Genomic DNA, 17,132 nt, shown 5'->3' on the forward strand with positions numbered 1-17,132 from the left:
CTCTACATACACAAATAAACGAATAAACAAAAAGCGCTCCAATGTGAGCGCTTTTCAGGTATTCAGACGTGTAATCTCAATCAAATCATGCCGTCGTTGTGTACAACTTTTGCGACTGCTTCTTAGTAATCGAGATACGTCTGACAAGTGCAATAACAAACACGAGGCTTTGAATCAGAACGATTGTTGGGGCTGGTGCACTATCAATATGGAAACTCAAATACGCGCCCAACACCATCGTTGTGAGGTTCACCACACACGCAATCCATAGCATGGTTGAAAAACGCTTCACTAACAGAAATGCTATTGCGCCGGGTGCGATAAGCAAACTAATTGCCAGGATAAGACCGATTGCGCTCAGCGTGGCTACAATGGTCAGCGAGAGGAACGTCAGCAAGGTGTAATGCAACACGGTTACATTCAGTCCACTAACTTTTGCTTGAACCTCGTCAAAAGAGTGCAACAGAAAATCTTTCCAGAACAATACGATACCAAGAACAACCACCGATGAGATGATCGCTGCTGTACTTAGCTCTTGCGTATCTACGCCAAGCATATTGCCAAATAGGATGTGATCTAAGTGTGCGTGAGTATCTAACGCTACATAAAGCACAATTCCTAATGCAAACATGCCAGAGAATACAACGCCCATCACCGTGTCTTGTTTCACTCGGGAGTTTTCTGCCAAGAAACCAGTCAAGAAACTACACAACATCCCAGCCAAAAATGCGCCTAGCAATAACGGTAAACCCGTTACATACGCCAGAACAATACCCGGTAGTACAGCGTGACTCACAGCATCCCCCATAAGCGCCCACCCTTTCATCACCAGAAAGCAAGAAAGTAGCGCCGTAGGCAAAGCAACAATCAAGCAGATAAGAAATGCGTTCTGCATGAAGGGAAATTGGAATGGCAACAACAAATCCATACTAATACTCCTTTGCCAAAGATGTGTGATCGAGGGAAGAACCAGAAGAGTTGAGCTCTTCAGCAATTGGCCTCTTTGCTAGTGCTTTTTTCGCCCTTATACGGGCAGCCAGATAACCATGCTTGGGAGCAAAGAGAAACGCCAAAAGGAAGATAATGGTTTGCAGGCAAATGATGATGCCACCTGTCGCTCCGTCTAAGAAGAAGCTGATGTAAGCGCCAGCAAAACTCGTTGTGCTACCTATAATGACTGATACCAAAATCAGTCGGGGGAAACGGTCGCAGAGCAAATATGCCGTCGCACCCGGCGTCACCACCATAGCAATAACCAGCAGCGCTCCTACCGTTTGCATCGCCGCAACAATTGACGCAGATAGAAGAGTGAAGAAAATCGCCTTTAGAACACCCGGATTAAGACCTATGGATCGCGCATGGTTTTCATCGAAGAACGTCACCATAAGATCTTTCCACTTCGCCAATAGAACCACCAGTGTGACAACACCAATCACGACTAACTGAATCGTATCTTCAGGTGTGATGGCGAGAATGTTACCCATGGTGATGGTTTGAACGCTGACAGAGATGGGATTGATTGAAATAAGGAAAAGACCAAGTGCGAAAAATGAAGTGAAGACTAAGCCGATGATCACATCGATTTTCAAGCCGGAACGTTCAGACAGGAACAGCATAGTACCTGCGGCTATTCCACCAGATATAAAGGCACCGAACGCAAATGGAAGACCAATCATATAAGCCAATGCGACACCCGGCACAACGGCATGTCCTAGCGCATCACCGATTAACGACCAGCCTTTGAGCATGAGGTACGCAGATAGAAACGCACACACTCCACCGACTAAGGCAGACACCCACATGGCGTTATTCATATAACCGTAACTGAATGGTTGTAAAAGAAGATCCATCATAATTGAGGCTCCGTCTTTTTGGTGGTTAACGCCTTGCCGTCATACTGAATGAATGGTCGCTCATCGTCAGTAAGAATGGTCAGTTCTCTAGTATCCTCATCGTGATGAAGTGCATTACCACCCAACTTAAAGTGTCGTAGTGAGCCGCCAAACACGCGCTGTAGGTTTTCCTCGGTGTAAGTCGTTTCAATAGGACCAGACGCCAGAACCGTTTTATTGACCATAATGGTTCTATCGCAAAACTCAGGCACAGAACCGAGGTTATGCGTCGACACCAACATGACGTGCCCTTCATCACGAAGTGATTTAAGAAGATCGATAATTTGATGCTCAGTTTTTACGTCAACACCCGTAAAGGGTTCATCCAACAGAATCACTTTTGCTTCTTGCGCCAGAGCTCTAGCCAAGAACACGCGCTTCTTTTGTCCTCCAGATAGCTCACCGATTTGACGCTTTCGAAACTCGAGCATATTGACGCGTTCAAGAGCTAGGTCGACGGCCAAATGATCCACATCTTTGGGTCTGCGGAGCCAATTCATGTGACCGTAACGTCCCATCATCACCACTTCTTCAACCAAAACTGGGAAGCTCCAGTCGATCTCCTCCGACTGAGGCACATAAGACACCATGTTGCTTTTGAGTGCTTTTTTAACGCTCTCACCCAATATTTGGATTTGTCCTTTGGACATAGGAACAAAGCCCATGATTGCCTTAAAAAGAGTCGACTTCCCTGCTCCATTCACACCAACCAGTGCCGTCACTGACCCTTGCGGTACGCTAAAGTCAGCATCATAAAGGGCTGTGTAACCATTACGATAGGTAACCGTTACATCACTGACTGAAATGCCAAGGCGTTCCTCACTTTTAACATCATTCATAGCTGGTGCTTTGCTCCCAAAATCCGGTTGAAGTCATAGTGCCTAATGTCGTTGAACATATATCTTAGTTCGTCGCAGTAAGGCCATTTGCTACAGTAGTTGAGGTCACTTTTAATAAATCTAGGTAAGTAGGAACCGGACCATCAGCCGTTGATAGCGAATCGACAAACAGCTCACCGCCATACTGGGCGCCGGTATCTCTTGCCACTTGTTTTGCTGGCGAGGTATTGACGGTTGATTCGCAAAATACGACAGGGATATGGTTTTGTTTCACTCCATCTATAACCGAACGTACCTGCTGTGGCGTGCCGACTTGATCAGCGTTCATTGGCCATAGGTACAATTCTCTCAAACCAAAATCTTTAGCAAGGTAGCTAAACGCCCCTTCGCATGTGACTAGCCAGCGATTGCCGTCAGGGATCTGAGCGATCTGGTCTTTTAAAGGTTCGATGATTGCTCTGAGTTTGGCTTTGTAAGCAGCTGCGTTCTTTACATAAATCGCTGCGTTGTTTGGGTCGTGCTCAGCAAACGCTTCAACAATGTTATCAATATAGATAAGTGCGTTATCTAGCCCCATCCACGCATGCGGGTTCGGTTTACCTTCATAAGAACCGGAAGCGATAGGAATCGGGTTGATTCCCTTGGTCAACGTTACCGCCGGTACGTCTTTCATATTTGATAGAAACTGCTCAAACCAAAGTTCTAGGTTCATACCATTCCACAAAATAAGATCAGCATCAGATGCGCGAACAATGTCTTTTGGCGTTGGCTCGTAACCATGAATCTCAGCACCTGGCTTAGTAACAGAAACCACCTCAGCGGCATCCCCTGCTACGTTTGAAGCCATATCAGCCAACACGGTAAAGGTAGTCACTACCTTCATTTTATCTTCCGCTGCATTTGCTAATGGCGACATTGCCAGTAACAGTGACGAGGCAACCAACGCTAGCTTTTTCATACCTTTCTCCTTGATGGTGAGAATCTCTAATACTGTGTTAACATATCCATGATTTTTGCGAATGGTTCGCATTTGCAACACATATTAATGCGAACAATTCTCATTATCAACATTAATTTGTGTAAATAGGAAGGCTATTTATGACAGTGGATGAAATAGAGGTAGATAACGCCGACGTCATAGAGGAACTCGAAGGAATATTGAGGTCTCAAGGCGTTCGTGTGACACGGCAACGAATGGCTATTTTGGCCGTTTTGGCTCGCACACACGATCACCCAACCGTTGAAGAGCTGCACGAAAGAGCCAAGAAGTTCAACGTCAATGTATCTTTAGCAACGGTTTATCGCACTGTCGCAGTACTTGAAGAACGCGGTGCCATCATTCGTAATGAATTTGAAGGTACTAATGCTCGTTATGAAATAGCCAATAGACCCCATCACGACCATTTGATTGATGTAGACAGCGGGCAAGTCATTGAGTTTTATTCAGAAGAAATAGAAGCGCTACAAGAAAAAATCGCTAAAGAGCTCGGTTATGACATCGTCTACCACCGCCTAGAACTATACGTAAAAAAGCAAGACGCTTGATTATCACAACACATCTCCCCTACCTGTTTCGAATAACCATAAGGATTTGAAACGAGGGAAGTCATTTCCCTGCAATAAAGCAAGAAACAACAAGACGGAAAACAGAATGGAAAAGTTCGAATGGCAAATTGAAACCAAAATTGGATTTAGGCCATTGCTCATGCTCTACAGAGCCTTGTTTAAGCCCAAAGGCTACAAGCAGTTAACTACCCATGCCATTGAATTCAACTCGAGTGATGGTTTCCTTTATTACCGCGTGGAAGAGCTAGGCAGTGGTTGGGCCGTAAAACCAGAAGATGTTGCTTGCCTTGCGATGGAGAGTGCTTTGGGTAACTCTTCGCAATCACGAGATTACACAGGTTACTTGGCGGAGCTTCGAACCAAAAACAACGACCAGCATCGCTTTCAATGTGATCTCTCCGAAGCAGAATTTCAGCGAATGGAAAGAGAGATTTTAGCGCTACGTTAAGTGAAGGCTTAACCAGATCTAATGTGTACTAATTCAGACCTGCTCCGCACTACTCCAAACTCTTTTCTCCACTAATCTAACACCTTCAGATATAAAAAAGCCATCACAAGAATAATTCAGTGATGGCTTTTACTTTTATTCCGACTAGTGGTGTATTTCAGCTACTAGTTAACGGTTAGACTCTTCAACTTTGAATTTGCCCATCAAATCATCGAGTCGGTTATTCACCTCTACAAGCTTGGCTGCACCTTCGTCCATCTCAATACCTGCTGCTTTCAACGCCACAACAATGTCGTTGATCTGATTAGTATTGCGGCCAATTTCATGGGTCACGCCGCTCTGCTCTTCCGCAGACGTCGCGATTTGCATACTTGCATCGTTAATCTCGGTGATGTGTACAGATACCTCTGCCACACTGGCCTCTAAACCATTGGTGCTCTCTTCGGTATCATTACAGCGAGCTTTGGTACTCTCCATAGCTTCAACCATGGTTTTGCTGCCAACCAAGAGTTCATTCAGCGCTTTTTCAATCTCTTCGGTACTGGTTTTCGTGCGGCCAGCAAGGTTTCTCACCTCATCTGCCACCACGGCAAAGCCTCTACCCTGCTCACCAGCCCGAGCCGCTTCAATCGCCGCATTGAGTGCCAACAAGTTAGTTTGTTCCGCAATATCGCTGATGACCGTCAGGATAGAATAGATGCTCTCTGACTTAAGGTTCATTTCCTGAACGCGTTCCATCGCCTTATCGATGTCTGATCTCAGCTCAACCATACTTTCTTTAGAACGCTCAATCGTTTCCATCGAGGCATAACCCAGAGACTCTGCCTTTTGGGTCAATTGAGCCGTTTGCGAAGCACTTTGCGCTACAGCTTCGGCTGTGGAGTTCATCTCAACAATCGCAGTGGCTACTTGTTCCGTCTCTGCAGCGTGCTCAGTCAATCTTTCCGCACTCACTCGTGACTGCTCAGATAGATTAGCCGTTCTGCTTTTCAGCTCTGATGAAAGTAACTTAACCTCAAGCACCATATCTTGCAGTTGAGAAACGAAGCCATTGATTCCTTTGGCAATACGACCCAAGTCATCGTTCGAGGTTTCTGGCAATCTCTTAGTCAAATCACCATTACCTTGAGCTAGCCCTTCAACCAAATCACGCAGCGCCAACACAGGGCGGTATAGGTAATTAAAGACAAGCGTTAGGGTCAAAACGGTAAACAAGATCACCAGTAAGACACTGACAATTTTCTCTTGGCGTAAGTCGTATAGCTCGGCAAAAGCAACGGACTCATCAACACGAATCGCGAAATACCATGTTTTGTCTGCGACTTTAAACGCATTAGAGAACAGAAGCTTACCAGTTCCGTCCAGCTCATATTCTTGAAGAGCAGAGGGTTGATTCACGGCATTCAGTGCAACGCTACCAAACCCTTGTAACTCAGACGCCTTAACGCCATTTTTAATCTCTGGAGAAGAAGAAGCCAAAACCGTGGTGTTCTGATCCATCATGATCGCCACTGCCCCTGGGATCTCCGATACCTGTTTAACAACTTGGTTTAAGTAATCTAGCGTCAAATCTGAAGACAAGGTTCCATCAAACGCTTTCTGTACGAAGCTAATCCAGATAACACCATCACTTGCGATATAAGGTTCAGTCACTGATACACCTGACTGTCTTTGGGCAAGCAGGTACCATTCTCTTTTCGTCACATCGCCATCGTATTTGTGATTCGGCCATGTATCCGCACTTTGGTTCCAGTAACCATCACCATTGTCTAGAGAGATCACTACACTGCCAATGTCCATCGCTTTGGCTAGTATTTGAGTTTGCTCGACATAATTTGTTGGGAAGGGTTTATTGTTGTAGTGATTGGCAATGCTTGAAACGCTATTTGCCTTTTGAGCGAAGTACTGCTCGACGGTGAGGGATTGTTGCTTGGTGTAATCAGTGAAATACTGCTCTACATCCTTTATTACGAACTCTTCTGTCTGTTTATATCCATAAAGCTCGCTCGCCATTAATAACACGGTCATTAACAAGGCTACGGAACCTAACAGAATTCCCTTGAAACCTAGACTTCCTTTTCTCATATACATCTCCTGACCTAGAGTACTGACCTGATTACTGCGGATCTTAAAATCATTCACAGAACCAATACAAACTTCGTTATAGCACAACATCAGCAAATAAAACTATCAGTAGAAGTGTGAAGGTTTTATGACAGAAACCAATAAGGAGATCTAGACCACGAATCAACGCATTTCTACACTCAGTCGCAGCTAGCACGCCTGTTAACTTGCGAATTCAAGCTAATGCCCACCGATAACCACATATACTAGGGGGTAGTATTTTATACTCAGGGGGAGTATAGTTTTTTGAGTTGTTATGTACCACGGAAGAAGAGTTTCTGAATGAAAGATGTTAAAGGTGTTTTCCGCAATCTGGAAAAGATGCTGAGAAAGGCAAACTGGTTTGACGATGGTTGGGAAATCTACAACCGTGGAGAATACCTGCAGTTATACAAAGAGAGCTGGTTCAATCAAAGCCAAGGCGGTATTCATTTCGAAACCTTTATCGAAGGCCCTCAAATTAAGCAAAAGTCTTTTCCTATCTGCATGCATGCCGAAGAGGACTGCCCTGCCCAAGCAGAGTTTATCCGCCAATTTAAAGAGATAGAGAAAAGTCGAATTGAGAGCTGGAAAGGATACAAAATTCAAGACAACAGCTACGGCATTTGTCAGCGAACGCTGCCACTCAACTTCAAAAACCTAGAACAGCGTTTATTTGAAGAGTTCAACCGACTGCGCGCTCTAGAGGCCAGCGTCGAAAAAGTACTAGATAGGCTTTAACATGAAAAAACAGAAAAGCCCTTGTATCGATATGTGCGATTTTTCCCACAGTAAAGGCTGGTGTCTAGGTTGTGGAAGAACGCGTGAAGAGTGTAAGGCTTGGAAATCAATGAAGCCCTACGCCATCAACGTATTGAAAAAAGAGTTGGTAAAAAGAAAGTCACAAATGAGCCGATGACCACTCATTACTTTATGTAGGAGTCCAGCACTTTAAGAACCACTTCCATATCCTGTTCGCGCTGCTCTTTGTCATCTTCTAGTACAACATGCTCTAGAAGGTGGCCTTTGATCACTTCTCTCATCAAACCATTAACCGCTCCACGAATTGCAGCTATTTGTTGTAACACGTCTTGGCATTGCTGCTCTTCGTTATCCAACATCTTCTTCAGGCCATTTACCTGACCTTGTATTTTGCTAACTCGGGCTTTGAGTTTTTTCTGATCTTTAGCGGTATGGGACATAAGGTACTCGAAGTAATTAGAAACAAGGTTTTACCCGTTAATGTAGCACTTAAATTATACTGGGGGGTAGTTTTGATTTGTGATGCTTAAGTGTGCGGCCCCATATGTAAAGTTCAGCCGTTAGTATCAATTTACAAAACAGACTTAAAATAACTAAAGAAAGGCGCCAAGAAGCGATACAATGCCGGCGCTGAAAAAAAGCGGCGTAATATCCCTATTTACAAAGAACCTTAAAGTAACGATACATGTCTAAAGAACCCGGTTTCACTACAGAATACACCCTCGACAAAACTTTCTTCGCGGAATGTTATGACCAAACGAGCGTGCCTGTTCAGTTCCCTAAAGCCTATTTAAAGGCGTTTCTGTTCCTTATTTTTGGCTGGGTTCTACTTGAGTTTGAGCTGTTACCGAGTGGCTACGTTGGCTGGTTCTTCATTGTATTGAGTGTGATTGAAGCGTTCAGCGTTTACTGTAAAAGAACTTGGTGGTTATGGCGTCAGAGAATCAGTTCTGGTTCGGGCAGCAAGGTAGTTTTTAAGGGTGACTTGGACGGTGTGAGTTACAAAAACTATAAAACCACCAACACTATAAAGTGGAGCCAAATCGACGATCTTGAGCAGACTGACCTAGGCTTGATTATTCATATTGGTAAACAGCGCCAATACGTGAGTAAGTCGTGCTTAAATGACGAAGCCATTGCCTTCATGCTGGAGCAGCACGCTGCTACTAAAGAGACAGCTTCCAAATAGAATCGCTCTAAAAAATGCCTGCTAACTCAGCAGGCATTTTTTCTTTCTGTTTCAGTAACTGGTGTGCTGTCAGTGTGATTTAGAAAAATGTACAGCATTTATGTGGTGATGAACTCGTAGCGCCAGTGGAAGAAACAAATACGATACCAAAGGGACAATTATCGCCACTGAAATGACTGTCACAACCACATGGCTATCCGATATATTTTCAGCAACCCACATGGGAATAAAATAAACCAAAGGCAACAAAATAATAAACGTATATAGCGCCACCCAATGCCTTGAAGGTAGCGTCGAGTTCTCAACGCCTCTCATTGTGTATCCCTCACTGATTAATTGTTGTTTGCTTTTCAGATAAATGAGATTAGTTAAAAATCTTCGGTAAAAATCAGAATCAACTGACTCTCTTCACGCGCAGTAAAATTCAAGTCTTCAGTTCTAATCAACGTCCCTGCTTTTACTTCAACACCATTGATTTGCGCCCCCCCTGTACTCAAATAAACCAGAGCTTCACCTTGATGAGTAGTTTGATAGCCCTCTTCGGCCTGCACCACCTCAATAACCGTGTGACTATCAAACGTCTCCGATTGCGATTTACTTCCGCCATAAATACGTGTGCGTTGGTTTGTTTTAGGCGTATAAGATTTGTAACCTGCGGGCTCCCCTGCTACCTCCGGAAGAACCCATAGCTGAATCAATTGATTTGGCACACTGTCTGGGTTTACCTCGTTGTGGGCAAAGCCTTCACCACCTGCACGTTGCACCTGAGCTTCGCCTGCCACCAGCCCTTTACCGTGCTCTAATGAACCTTCGTGGCTGACACGGCCTTTGGCCATCACACTGATCACATCAATTTCGCGGTGTGGATGCATGCCTGTTTCACCGTATGGAAGAAAGTTGGCGTCTGCCAGATATACAAAGTTTCCAATACCATTCGAGGTCTTCGGATTTTTACGAGCGCCAAACACGCGGTAGTCGGTCACCACCTGCTTTTCTTTTAAGCCTGCAAAGCCGCCTTGTGGTAATTGATCAAGAGTTAACATTTCCATCGTCGCTTCCTTAGTAATTTTGTTAGCTGATGGAAATAGAATAGTTTGGTATCTGATATTGATATATAAGTCGATTGATACAATACTGTTCAATATTTGATAACAATAAATGGATTTATGCTCAATTGTGATTTGAATGATTTGATGGTGTTCGCCACTGTCGTCGAACAAGGTAGCTTCACCGGAGCAGCCGAATCTTACAACACACCAAAATCAAACATCAGTCGTAAGATAACCCGCCTTGAAAACCACCTAGGCGTTAGATTATTGGAGCGTTCTACCCGATCTCTTCACTTAACTGAGGTGGGTCAGCGCTATTACGAATATTGTCGCCGTATCAAAGATGAACTAAATGCTGCCGATAGCGCCGTTGAGTCTATGTTGGAGAAGCCTCAAGGAAGATTACGAATTTGTACATCTCTCGGTGTTGGTCAGTCTCTTCTCTCCGAACACTTAGCCAATTTCTGTCTTCATAACCCGGATGTTGAACTCGATTTAACGCTGACCAACCGACGCGTCGATCTTATCGAAGAAGGATTTGATCTGGCCTTTCGAGTCGGAGAGCTAGCAGATTCTAACTTGGTGGCGAAACGCTTATGCTCAATCAACTTAAAGCTCTATGCAGCACCTAATCATGGATTCGAAAAGCTATCACACCCAAGTGAGCTTCCAGAGCAACCGCTGATGCTGATGAGCGCCAAAGAGCGTAGCGCCGACTGGCATTTGATTTCTGGTGATAATGAACACCATATTTCCTTTAAACCTAGTGTTAGGTGTGATGACTTCTCGATGCTAAAGCGCATGGCGATTCAAGGATTGGGGATCACAGAACTGCCAGATTACATGGCTGAAGAGTTTGTAGAAAATGGTAAACTGATTAATGTCTTACCCGATTGGACATTCAAACCAGTCGATCTGTATGCACTCTATCCTAGCCATAGAGGCGCAACACCCAAGGTAAGAGCACTGCTCGATTATCTCACTCAAGAATTGTAACGACCGGACTCCAACAATGAACATTGTCTATCAAATCAGTGACTGTCACCTCTCTGACGAATCCAGCTATGAAAACCTACGCCGTGCACTGGAATATGCCAATAGCGACGCTAGCTGTAATACGATTTTACTTACAGGTGATATTTGCTGTAACCCAAAATCCGGCGATTATACGGCCTTAGAGACCTTCATCAAACAGCACGTTAATAACAAGTCGATCTACGCGATTGCAGGCAACCATGACGACTCTTCTTTAATGCGCGCAGAGCTTAAAGGTTCGACGATCTGTGTGACTGATAAAACCACCGTTTGTGGGAGAGAGTTTGTGTTTCTCGATTCAAGCTACAAACCGCTGGATAAGCAACATCCGCTGGGTTCAGGACGTATCGATAACCGCGGTATGGCGCAGCTTAAAAAGCACCTTAAAAAGTCCAACGATCCAGTCGTGATTATCCACCACCCTGTGATTCCCGTTGGCTCCGATTGGATGAAAGCGATTCGCCTCGAGAACGACGCTGATGTGATGAAGGTTCTTCAAAAGTATCGCGTGCGCGACGTGATTTGTGGTCACGGTCATGATGGTATTACGACTACACACACAGGCGTTACTCAGTACATGGCGCCAGCAACAGCCTATGGGTTTAACCACTCACTCGATGAATACAATCGCAGTGAGAAAATTGGATTAAGCAAAATCTCGCTCTCTGCCAATTCTACCGACTACCAAGCCATCTATTTGTAGTCGTTAGCAATTGCTTCATTTTGTAGGTGCTCGATAAACGCAGGAACCTTCTTCGCTATATGCTTTCTTGATGCGTAAAAAGCATATAGCACCAAGTCTTCTGGCTGGTATTCCAGCTCAACCACCTCTAACTCACCTGCGTTAATCTGCTCTCGACACAGTTCGCTTGGAAGTATCGCAAAGCCCAAGCCAGCTAAGGATCCCGCCACTGCCAGCTGACCGCTGTTAACCTTAAATGCCGACTTTACCCGCTGTGTCACCGGTTGGTCTTTGTCACCCTTAAACACCCAAGGCGTGCCGTAGAGTACAGTAAAACTAGTGATACAAGGTACGTGTTTTAGGTCGGTAATTTGAGTTGGTTTAGGACAGGTTTTTAGGAGCTTAGGAGATGCGACCACAACACTTGGCCAACGTTTGATCTCGCGAGCAATCCAGTTGTTGTCTTCAAGCTTGCCACGATGAAAACTCAAAATCACATCGAAGCCATCCAAGAAATCTTCTTTTGGGCTGATGCTGGTATCACAACACAATGAAATCGACGGATGCTTAGTACAAAAGGACACGACAGCTTGAGCAAGTTCCGGAGAATCTGGCATCAAAATATTGAGCTGCCCCATTACCTCATGTGACTGTTGCGTCACTTCTTCAAGTGCATCACTCAGCTTGTCCAACAATGGTTGAGTACGTAAATAGAGTTGCTCTCCGACTTCGGTTGGAGCAATACGGCGAGTGGTTCGTTCGAATAATCGAGTATCCAGTTGCTCTTCCAGTAACGCGATGTGGCGACTGACGTTTGAAGTCGGTAAACACAAAAACTCCGCAGCGCGTTTAAAGCTATTGTTCTCATAAACGCAATGAAAGCTCTTAAGCCACTGTTGGTCGATTTTATCTAACACCTTGTTACCCCCCAATAATCCCAAAAAATTGGATTATGAAACCAATATTCGACACTTTATTACTAAAACTTGGCTTATACAATGTTCATCATTCAAAGTATCAAGAACACGGTTTAATCATGAGTTGGCTAGAAAAACTATTAAATAAGAAGAACTTAATCAGTAACCGCAAAGCTTCAATTCCTGAAGGGGTTTGGACCAAATGCCCTAGTTGCGACCAGGTCTTGTATCGCGCCGCACTAACAGAAAATTTAGAGGTGTGTCCTAAGTGTAATCACCACATGCGAATGTCAGCACGAAGTCGATTAGAGAGCTTTTTAGACAAAGGCGAACAAACAGAGTTAGGCAATCAATTTCTGCCAAAAGATCTACTCAATTTCAAAGACAAAAAGCGCTACACAGAACGTCTAACACTTGCTCACAAGAACACAGGCGAAAGTGACGCATTGGTTGCAATGCAAGGTGAGTTATTAGGGCTACCTGTTGTCGCGTGCGCTTTTGAGTTTTCGTTTATGGCGGGCTCTATGGGTTCAGTGGTTGGTGCGCGTTTTGTCGCGGCGGTCGACGCAGCAATTAAACACAATTGTGGTTTAGTCTGCTTTTCCGCATGTGGAGGCGCGCGCATGCAAGAATCACTGATGGCATTAATGCAAATGGCAAAAACCAGCGCTGCGCTAAAACGACTGTCTGACGCGAGGCTTCCTTATATTTCGGTGCTCACCGACCAAACCTTCGGCGGTGTCTCAGCGAGCTTAGCGATGCTTGGTGACATCAATATCGGTGAGCCCAAAGCACGTATTGGTTTTGCAGGCCGTAGAGTAATTGAACAAACCGTCCGAGAAAAGCTACCCAAAGACTTTCAACAAAGTGAATTTCTATTGGAGCATGGCGCACTCGACATGATCGTCGAAAGGCACATCATGCGAGAACGTGTTGCGAGGCTTATGGCGATGATGACAAACACGCAGATTCAGATATAGATACTTTGCCTGTTCACATTACTCCTCAAGACAAGCTCTTCACTATCGCCATCACGCCCATTGCTAAGAAAAGTGCGCCGCAGCATCGGTTGAATATGTAGCCATTCTTGAGCAGCAATGCTTTGACCTTATCTGCGACTCTCGCGACGCCAAACTCAACCGCAAATTCAATACATAGGAAGCTCACAGTAATCACCACAAACTGAGGCAGAAAGGCTTTGTTTGGGTCGATGAACTGAGCTAAGAACGCGGTAAAAAACAGCAGTACCTTGGGGTTGGATAACGCAGCAAAGTATCCTTGCTTAAAGAGCTGTCGTGGCAATAGTGCGACCGTTTCCGTCTTGCCTTCAACGTTAACGCTCGGTGCATAGAATAGTTTCAAACCTAAGAAGCCGAGATAAAGAGCACCAAGCCATTGGAGGACAATCATTAGCTCTGGTTCGGCCTCAAGCAAGGTGCCTAACCCAAGCATGGCGATTGTGATTAATAAGAAGAAACCGCAAACGCCACCATAAATCGTCCATAGTGTCTTCTTGTAACCAAATTGAGCACCGTGACTGAGAGCCAATAAAGAGTTAGGGCCAGGAATACACGCTAACCCAAAAGCAGACAAAATGAACAAGCACCACACTTCAAACGTCATAACTAACCTTCAATAAGATAACTGAATCTATCGCTAGTATGCGTCGAAGAGGAAATTGAAAACGGTAATATATAGACGTAAAATATTACCATCTAGACATTTAAGGCTACTGCTATGGATGAGTCCAAGAGCGTCAGGTTTCTATTGATCCCGTTAGACAACTTCAACATGTTCCCCTTTGGGGCGTTTCTAGACAAACTCCGCTTCTCCGCCGATGACGCGGATCTTAGTCAACAGCGTTACTGTTCGTGGCAGATCATGTCTCACACTCAAGGAGTCGTGACGTCGAGCAGCAATATTCCAGTCATGGCTGAGCACACCCCAGATACCACCGAGTTGAAAGACGTTGATTACGTTGTCCTGTTTGGTAGCCGAACAGCTCACGACTCACAGCAACAAGCTCCCTTATATCGTGCATTTTTTAGAAAAGTTGTATCGGCTGGAATCAAGATCGTGAGCATCGATAACGCCTGTTTTACGCTTGCAGAGTTAGGGTTACTAAACAATCATCAGGTAGTGGTTCACTGGCGCCATCATCATGAGTTTAAAGCAAACTATCCCAAGGTGGTGGTGCGCGATGAGCAGTTGTATCACTTTGACAAAAAACTCATCAGCTGCACCGGTGGCAGCGCGACCATCGACCTTCTTATCGCTATCTTGCAAGATCATGTAGGCCAAGTTAGAGCTGAGAAAGGGTTAGCAGATATGCTGGTCGACGAAGGCCGTGGTAGTCATCATCGATTAAAGTCATCTCAACATAGCACTTACCAAAACCGTCATGTCGATCGCGCGGTTTCATTGATGCAGGAGCATTTAGCGCTGAGTACTACGGTAGATGATATTGGAGTTTTAATTGGCGTTAGCCGTCGACAACTAGACCGACTATTCCAACAACAGTTCGATATGTCTGCTCACCAATATTGGCAAGAGTTGCGCCTGCAACACCTGCATTGGCGACTCATCCATTCCAGCCATAGCTTGATACAGCTGGCGGATGAAATTGGCGTAAAAGACACCAGTTACCTGTGCAAAATATTCCGAAAGAGATTTGGGATGACGCCAAACCAATATCGTCGCAGTTGATTAAATCCAAACCAATAAAAACACCCTGCCGGCTCTTGAGCTGACAGGGTGCGACTTGTTTTATGTAAAAGTCTACTGACTCAGATTGCCAACCAAATTTACTGACTCAGCTGTCCTAACTTAGGCAAGCTCTTCACGAACCTCTGGTGCACATCCATATAGGTCTGCATATAGATCTCATCGATACGCTCGTTGCTTGAGAAACTCGATGAGAAATCAACATGTTTGCGATCAATCGATAATTTAGCCGCTTCAATAATATGCGCAATGAACATACGAGGATCTTCTAAACCAATCGAGATACGCATAGTCGTAGGTTTAATGCCTGCTTCATCGAGTGCCTCGTCACTCAATTCTGAGTGAGTGGTCAGAGCCGGACACAGAGCGACAGTATTAGTTTGTCCAAGGCTCACTTGCATGCCGATTGCAGGCTCTAGCATATCGAAGAACTGCTTAAATCCATCACGATTAATTGGCGCTCGGTCACCATTACCTTCCATGTCGATTGTGAACAGCGCTGCAGGTAAACCCAAATGCATGTTGTTCTGACAATGCTGATAGTTGTCACTGTCTGGAAGAGCAGGACACGACACATTAATGTCTGGATGAGCATCAAAGATCTTCGCAAGAGTGAGGGTATTAATGGTTTTCTGCACCACACGCATCTCATAGGTTTTCATGCCGTTCAGCACTTCAAACGCTTTGTCTGCATCTAAGAATGCACCTTTGATGTAATACACATTCCAAAACAGGGTTTCGTTCCATGGAATCATCGCCTCATCGCCATTGGGCTTAGTGAAAGTGACCTCTTCCCCTTTTGGTACAAACATGGTCTCATTGCGCCCAATCACAACACCTGCTGTGGTGGTTCCTGAACCTGCTAGTTCTTTAGTGTAGGAATGAATCACGTAATCTGGTCGTTCCATCACATCATCGCGCTTGAGTACTGGATGTAGCAGTGGCGTACCTACCGTCGAGTCGACAATCACATCCCAGCCACGAGAATGAGCCGCCTTACTGATGTTGGCGACATCTAACACGTAGCCATGTGGGTTACACGGTGACTCAAGGTAGACATAGATATTCTTACCTTTAGCAAGGCGATCGGCATATTTGTGCGCAACCTCATCAAGGCGAGTCGCAAACTCATCACCGGAATAACCATCCACCCACTCGACAGCGACATTCAAGTTCGAAGGCTTACCAAACCAGTCTTCCAATAGCTGATAAGAACCGCCGTAGATGTTACGCGAGGCCAATACAATATCTTCATGCCCTAGTAAGTGACTCAACAAGCCATCAATGGCCGCCATACCTGAGTTGAAGTTCCATGCAAGATACTCGTTGGCTCTCGAGCCCGCCTCAAGATCAACCATGTGGTTCGCGAGTGATATTGAGGTTGGGTTAAGCAGTCGAGAGTAGATATCGTGCAGTGGCTCTTTGCCGTTGAACGCATCTTCAATCCACTCGGTACAGGCAAACAGGTAAGTCGCTGTGCGCGTGATCACTGGGCTTGCGGAAAAGATAGCCGCTACATTATCGAAGATAGGATACGCGCCTTTCGAAGCAAAATTACCATTGTTAGTCGCAATAGATTGGTAAGTCGCGCGCATTGGGTTTTGTAGGTTATCTAGGATCTTAGCGATCTGGAATGACAAGAAACGTTTGGCGTTAAACCAGGCAATTCGGTCACTCTTATCCAGCTCTGAAAGGCCATCAACCGTTATTGCCCAAAGATCGTGTGTCTTGGTATTGGCTTTGTACAGCGTCGTCGCCAATTCCACCAGCGTGGCGCCGTAATCGCTGTTTGGATCGATACCGAAATGTTCTGCTTGCTCAATAGCAAGGGCTTCCGCTTGTTCATGTTTAGTGGTTTTACGCAGCGGGCTAAGTTGAGTTGAAGTATTCATAGTTCCTAAATCATTCCATCCTTGTTGTACCTAC

19 protein-coding genes are annotated in these 17,132 nt (G+C 45.1%); 9 read left to right on the top strand and 10 right to left on the bottom strand.

Annotated elements, in window-relative coordinates:
* Positions 1 to 85 precede the first annotated feature (85 nt).
* The 4 genes from KI743_RS15340 to KI743_RS15355 all read right to left on the bottom strand — a co-directional run bounded on the left by KI743_RS15340 (position 86) and on the right by KI743_RS15355 (position 3,689).
* Positions 86 to 928, bottom strand: a complete 843-nt coding sequence (locus KI743_RS15340; RefSeq protein ID WP_285467131.1) for a metal ABC transporter permease — start codon at positions 926 to 928, stop codon at positions 86 to 88.
* Between the two features lies 1 nt (position 929).
* On the bottom strand, positions 930 to 1,850 hold the full coding sequence (locus tag KI743_RS15345; protein WP_285467368.1) for a metal ABC transporter permease: 921 nt from the start codon (positions 1,848 to 1,850) through the stop codon (positions 930 to 932).
* Positions 1,850 to 2,731, bottom strand: coding sequence for a manganese/iron ABC transporter ATP-binding protein (locus KI743_RS15350; protein ID WP_285467132.1), 882 nt, complete (start codon positions 2,729 to 2,731; stop codon positions 1,850 to 1,852). The genes KI743_RS15345 and KI743_RS15350 overlap by 1 nt, the downstream gene beginning before the upstream one ends.
* A gap of 64 nt (positions 2,732 to 2,795) precedes the next feature.
* Complete coding sequence (locus KI743_RS15355; RefSeq protein WP_285467133.1) at positions 2,796 to 3,689, bottom strand: metal ABC transporter substrate-binding protein; 894 nt, start codon at positions 3,687 to 3,689, stop codon at positions 2,796 to 2,798.
* A 140-nt stretch (positions 3,690 to 3,829) separates the two neighbouring features.
* Here KI743_RS15355 and KI743_RS15360 point away from each other — a divergent pair, with 140 nt between their 5' ends.
* Positions 3,830 to 4,276, top strand: coding sequence for a Fur family transcriptional regulator (locus KI743_RS15360; protein ID WP_285467135.1), 447 nt, complete (start codon positions 3,830 to 3,832; stop codon positions 4,274 to 4,276).
* Positions 4,277 to 4,382: 106 nt separating this feature from the next.
* Positions 4,383 to 4,745, top strand: a complete 363-nt coding sequence (locus KI743_RS15365) for a hypothetical protein (protein WP_285467136.1) — start codon at positions 4,383 to 4,385, stop codon at positions 4,743 to 4,745.
* Positions 4,746 to 4,913: 168 nt separating this feature from the next.
* Here KI743_RS15365 and KI743_RS15370 read toward each other — a convergent pair whose 3' ends face one another.
* Complete coding sequence (locus KI743_RS15370; RefSeq protein ID WP_285467137.1) at positions 4,914 to 6,830, bottom strand: methyl-accepting chemotaxis protein; 1,917 nt, start codon at positions 6,828 to 6,830, stop codon at positions 4,914 to 4,916.
* 321 nt (positions 6,831 to 7,151) lie between these two features.
* Here KI743_RS15370 and KI743_RS15375 point away from each other — a divergent pair, with 321 nt between their 5' ends.
* Positions 7,152 to 7,589: a hypothetical protein gene (locus KI743_RS15375; RefSeq protein WP_285467138.1), complete on the top strand. Its 438-nt coding sequence runs from the start codon at positions 7,152 to 7,154 to the stop codon at positions 7,587 to 7,589.
* 1 nt (position 7,590) lies between these two features.
* Positions 7,591 to 7,767, top strand: a complete 177-nt coding sequence (locus KI743_RS15380; protein WP_285407416.1) for a DUF1289 domain-containing protein — start codon at positions 7,591 to 7,593, stop codon at positions 7,765 to 7,767.
* A 7-nt stretch (positions 7,768 to 7,774) separates the two neighbouring features.
* On the opposite strand, the gene rcnR is transcribed toward KI743_RS15380, so the two are convergent.
* Positions 7,775 to 8,050 carry a Ni(II)/Co(II)-binding transcriptional repressor RcnR gene (gene rcnR / locus KI743_RS15385; RefSeq protein WP_032548830.1) on the bottom strand — a complete coding sequence of 92 codons (276 nt, stop codon included), beginning with the start codon at positions 8,048 to 8,050 and terminating at the stop codon, positions 7,775 to 7,777.
* Between the two features lie 245 nt (positions 8,051 to 8,295).
* Here rcnR and KI743_RS15390 point away from each other — a divergent pair, with 245 nt between their 5' ends.
* Positions 8,296 to 8,799 carry a YcxB family protein gene (locus tag KI743_RS15390; RefSeq protein WP_285467140.1) on the top strand — a complete coding sequence of 168 codons (504 nt, stop codon included), beginning with the start codon at positions 8,296 to 8,298 and terminating at the stop codon, positions 8,797 to 8,799.
* 368 nt (positions 8,800 to 9,167) lie between these two features.
* On the opposite strand, the gene KI743_RS15395 is transcribed toward KI743_RS15390, so the two are convergent.
* Positions 9,168 to 9,848: a pirin family protein gene (locus tag KI743_RS15395; RefSeq protein WP_285467142.1), complete on the bottom strand. Its 681-nt coding sequence runs from the start codon at positions 9,846 to 9,848 to the stop codon at positions 9,168 to 9,170.
* Positions 9,849 to 9,965: 117 nt separating this feature from the next.
* Here KI743_RS15395 and KI743_RS15400 point away from each other — a divergent pair, with 117 nt between their 5' ends.
* Together KI743_RS15400 and KI743_RS15405 are read left to right on the top strand one after the other, a co-directional pair.
* Positions 9,966 to 10,844 (top strand): LysR family transcriptional regulator, encoded by an 879-nt coding sequence (locus KI743_RS15400; protein WP_285467144.1) that lies wholly within the window; start codon positions 9,966 to 9,968, stop codon positions 10,842 to 10,844.
* 16 nt (positions 10,845 to 10,860) lie between these two features.
* Entirely contained in the window at positions 10,861 to 11,586 is a 726-nt protein-coding gene (locus KI743_RS15405) for a metallophosphoesterase (protein ID WP_285467146.1), read from the top strand.
* On the opposite strand, the gene KI743_RS15410 is transcribed toward KI743_RS15405, so the two are convergent.
* Positions 11,577 to 12,482, bottom strand: coding sequence for a LysR family transcriptional regulator (locus KI743_RS15410; protein WP_285467147.1), 906 nt, complete (start codon positions 12,480 to 12,482; stop codon positions 11,577 to 11,579). The two genes, KI743_RS15405 and KI743_RS15410, sit on opposite strands and share 10 nt — an antisense overlap.
* A gap of 119 nt (positions 12,483 to 12,601) precedes the next feature.
* On the opposite strand from KI743_RS15410, the gene accD reads away from it, so the two are divergent.
* Entirely contained in the window at positions 12,602 to 13,462 is an 861-nt protein-coding gene (gene accD / locus KI743_RS15415; protein WP_285467148.1) for an acetyl-CoA carboxylase, carboxyltransferase subunit beta, read from the top strand.
* 25 nt (positions 13,463 to 13,487) lie between these two features.
* Here the strand turns inward: accD and KI743_RS15420 are convergent, their stop codons facing one another.
* Complete coding sequence (locus KI743_RS15420) at positions 13,488 to 14,105, bottom strand: LysE family translocator (RefSeq protein ID WP_285467150.1); 618 nt, start codon at positions 14,103 to 14,105, stop codon at positions 13,488 to 13,490.
* Positions 14,106 to 14,219: 114 nt separating this feature from the next.
* Between KI743_RS15420 and KI743_RS15425 the strand changes: the two genes are divergently transcribed.
* The gene (locus KI743_RS15425; RefSeq protein ID WP_285467151.1) at positions 14,220 to 15,188 is read left to right on the top strand and encodes a GlxA family transcriptional regulator; all 969 of its coding nucleotides are present in this window, start codon (positions 14,220 to 14,222) and stop codon (positions 15,186 to 15,188) included.
* 98 nt (positions 15,189 to 15,286) lie between these two features.
* On the opposite strand, the gene KI743_RS15430 is transcribed toward KI743_RS15425, so the two are convergent.
* Positions 15,287 to 17,098, bottom strand: coding sequence for a PLP-dependent aspartate aminotransferase family protein (locus KI743_RS15430; protein WP_285467152.1), 1,812 nt, complete (start codon positions 17,096 to 17,098; stop codon positions 15,287 to 15,289).
* Positions 17,099 to 17,132 lie beyond the last annotated feature (34 nt).

Origin of the sequence: Vibrio sp. D420a (genome assembly GCF_030248625.1) — a bacterium.
GTDB lineage: Bacteria > Pseudomonadota > Gammaproteobacteria > Enterobacterales > Vibrionaceae > Vibrio > Vibrio fortis_A.

Excerpts from the sequence above, each read along its gene's own strand:
- KI743_RS15340 (WP_285467131.1), bottom strand. The coding sequence starts at position 928 with ATGGATTTGTTGTTGCCATTCCAATTTCCCTTCATGCAGAACGCATTT.
- KI743_RS15345 (WP_285467368.1), bottom strand. The coding sequence starts at position 1,850 with ATGGATCTTCTTTTACAACCATTCAGTTACGGTTATATGAATAACGCC.
- KI743_RS15350 (WP_285467132.1), bottom strand. The coding sequence starts at position 2,731 with ATGAATGATGTTAAAAGTGAGGAACGCCTTGGCATTTCAGTCAGTGAT.
- KI743_RS15355 (WP_285467133.1), bottom strand. The coding sequence starts at position 3,689 with ATGAAAAAGCTAGCGTTGGTTGCCTCGTCACTGTTACTGGCAATGTCG.
- KI743_RS15360 (WP_285467135.1), top strand. The coding sequence starts at position 3,830 with ATGACAGTGGATGAAATAGAGGTAGATAACGCCGACGTCATAGAGGAA.
- KI743_RS15365 (WP_285467136.1), top strand. The coding sequence starts at position 4,383 with ATGGAAAAGTTCGAATGGCAAATTGAAACCAAAATTGGATTTAGGCCA.
- KI743_RS15370 (WP_285467137.1), bottom strand. The coding sequence starts at position 6,830 with ATGAGAAAAGGAAGTCTAGGTTTCAAGGGAATTCTGTTAGGTTCCGTA.
- KI743_RS15375 (WP_285467138.1), top strand. The coding sequence starts at position 7,152 with ATGAAAGATGTTAAAGGTGTTTTCCGCAATCTGGAAAAGATGCTGAGA.
- KI743_RS15380 (WP_285407416.1), top strand. The coding sequence starts at position 7,591 with ATGAAAAAACAGAAAAGCCCTTGTATCGATATGTGCGATTTTTCCCAC.
- rcnR (WP_032548830.1), bottom strand. The coding sequence starts at position 8,050 with ATGTCCCATACCGCTAAAGATCAGAAAAAACTCAAAGCCCGAGTTAGC.
- KI743_RS15390 (WP_285467140.1), top strand. The coding sequence starts at position 8,296 with ATGTCTAAAGAACCCGGTTTCACTACAGAATACACCCTCGACAAAACT.
- KI743_RS15395 (WP_285467142.1), bottom strand. The coding sequence starts at position 9,848 with ATGGAAATGTTAACTCTTGATCAATTACCACAAGGCGGCTTTGCAGGC.
- KI743_RS15400 (WP_285467144.1), top strand. The coding sequence starts at position 9,966 with ATGCTCAATTGTGATTTGAATGATTTGATGGTGTTCGCCACTGTCGTC.
- KI743_RS15405 (WP_285467146.1), top strand. The coding sequence starts at position 10,861 with ATGAACATTGTCTATCAAATCAGTGACTGTCACCTCTCTGACGAATCC.
- accD (WP_285467148.1), top strand. The coding sequence starts at position 12,602 with ATGAGTTGGCTAGAAAAACTATTAAATAAGAAGAACTTAATCAGTAAC.
- KI743_RS15420 (WP_285467150.1), bottom strand. The coding sequence starts at position 14,105 with ATGACGTTTGAAGTGTGGTGCTTGTTCATTTTGTCTGCTTTTGGGTTA.
- KI743_RS15425 (WP_285467151.1), top strand. The coding sequence starts at position 14,220 with ATGGATGAGTCCAAGAGCGTCAGGTTTCTATTGATCCCGTTAGACAAC.
- KI743_RS15430 (WP_285467152.1), bottom strand. The coding sequence starts at position 17,098 with ATGAATACTTCAACTCAACTTAGCCCGCTGCGTAAAACCACTAAACAT.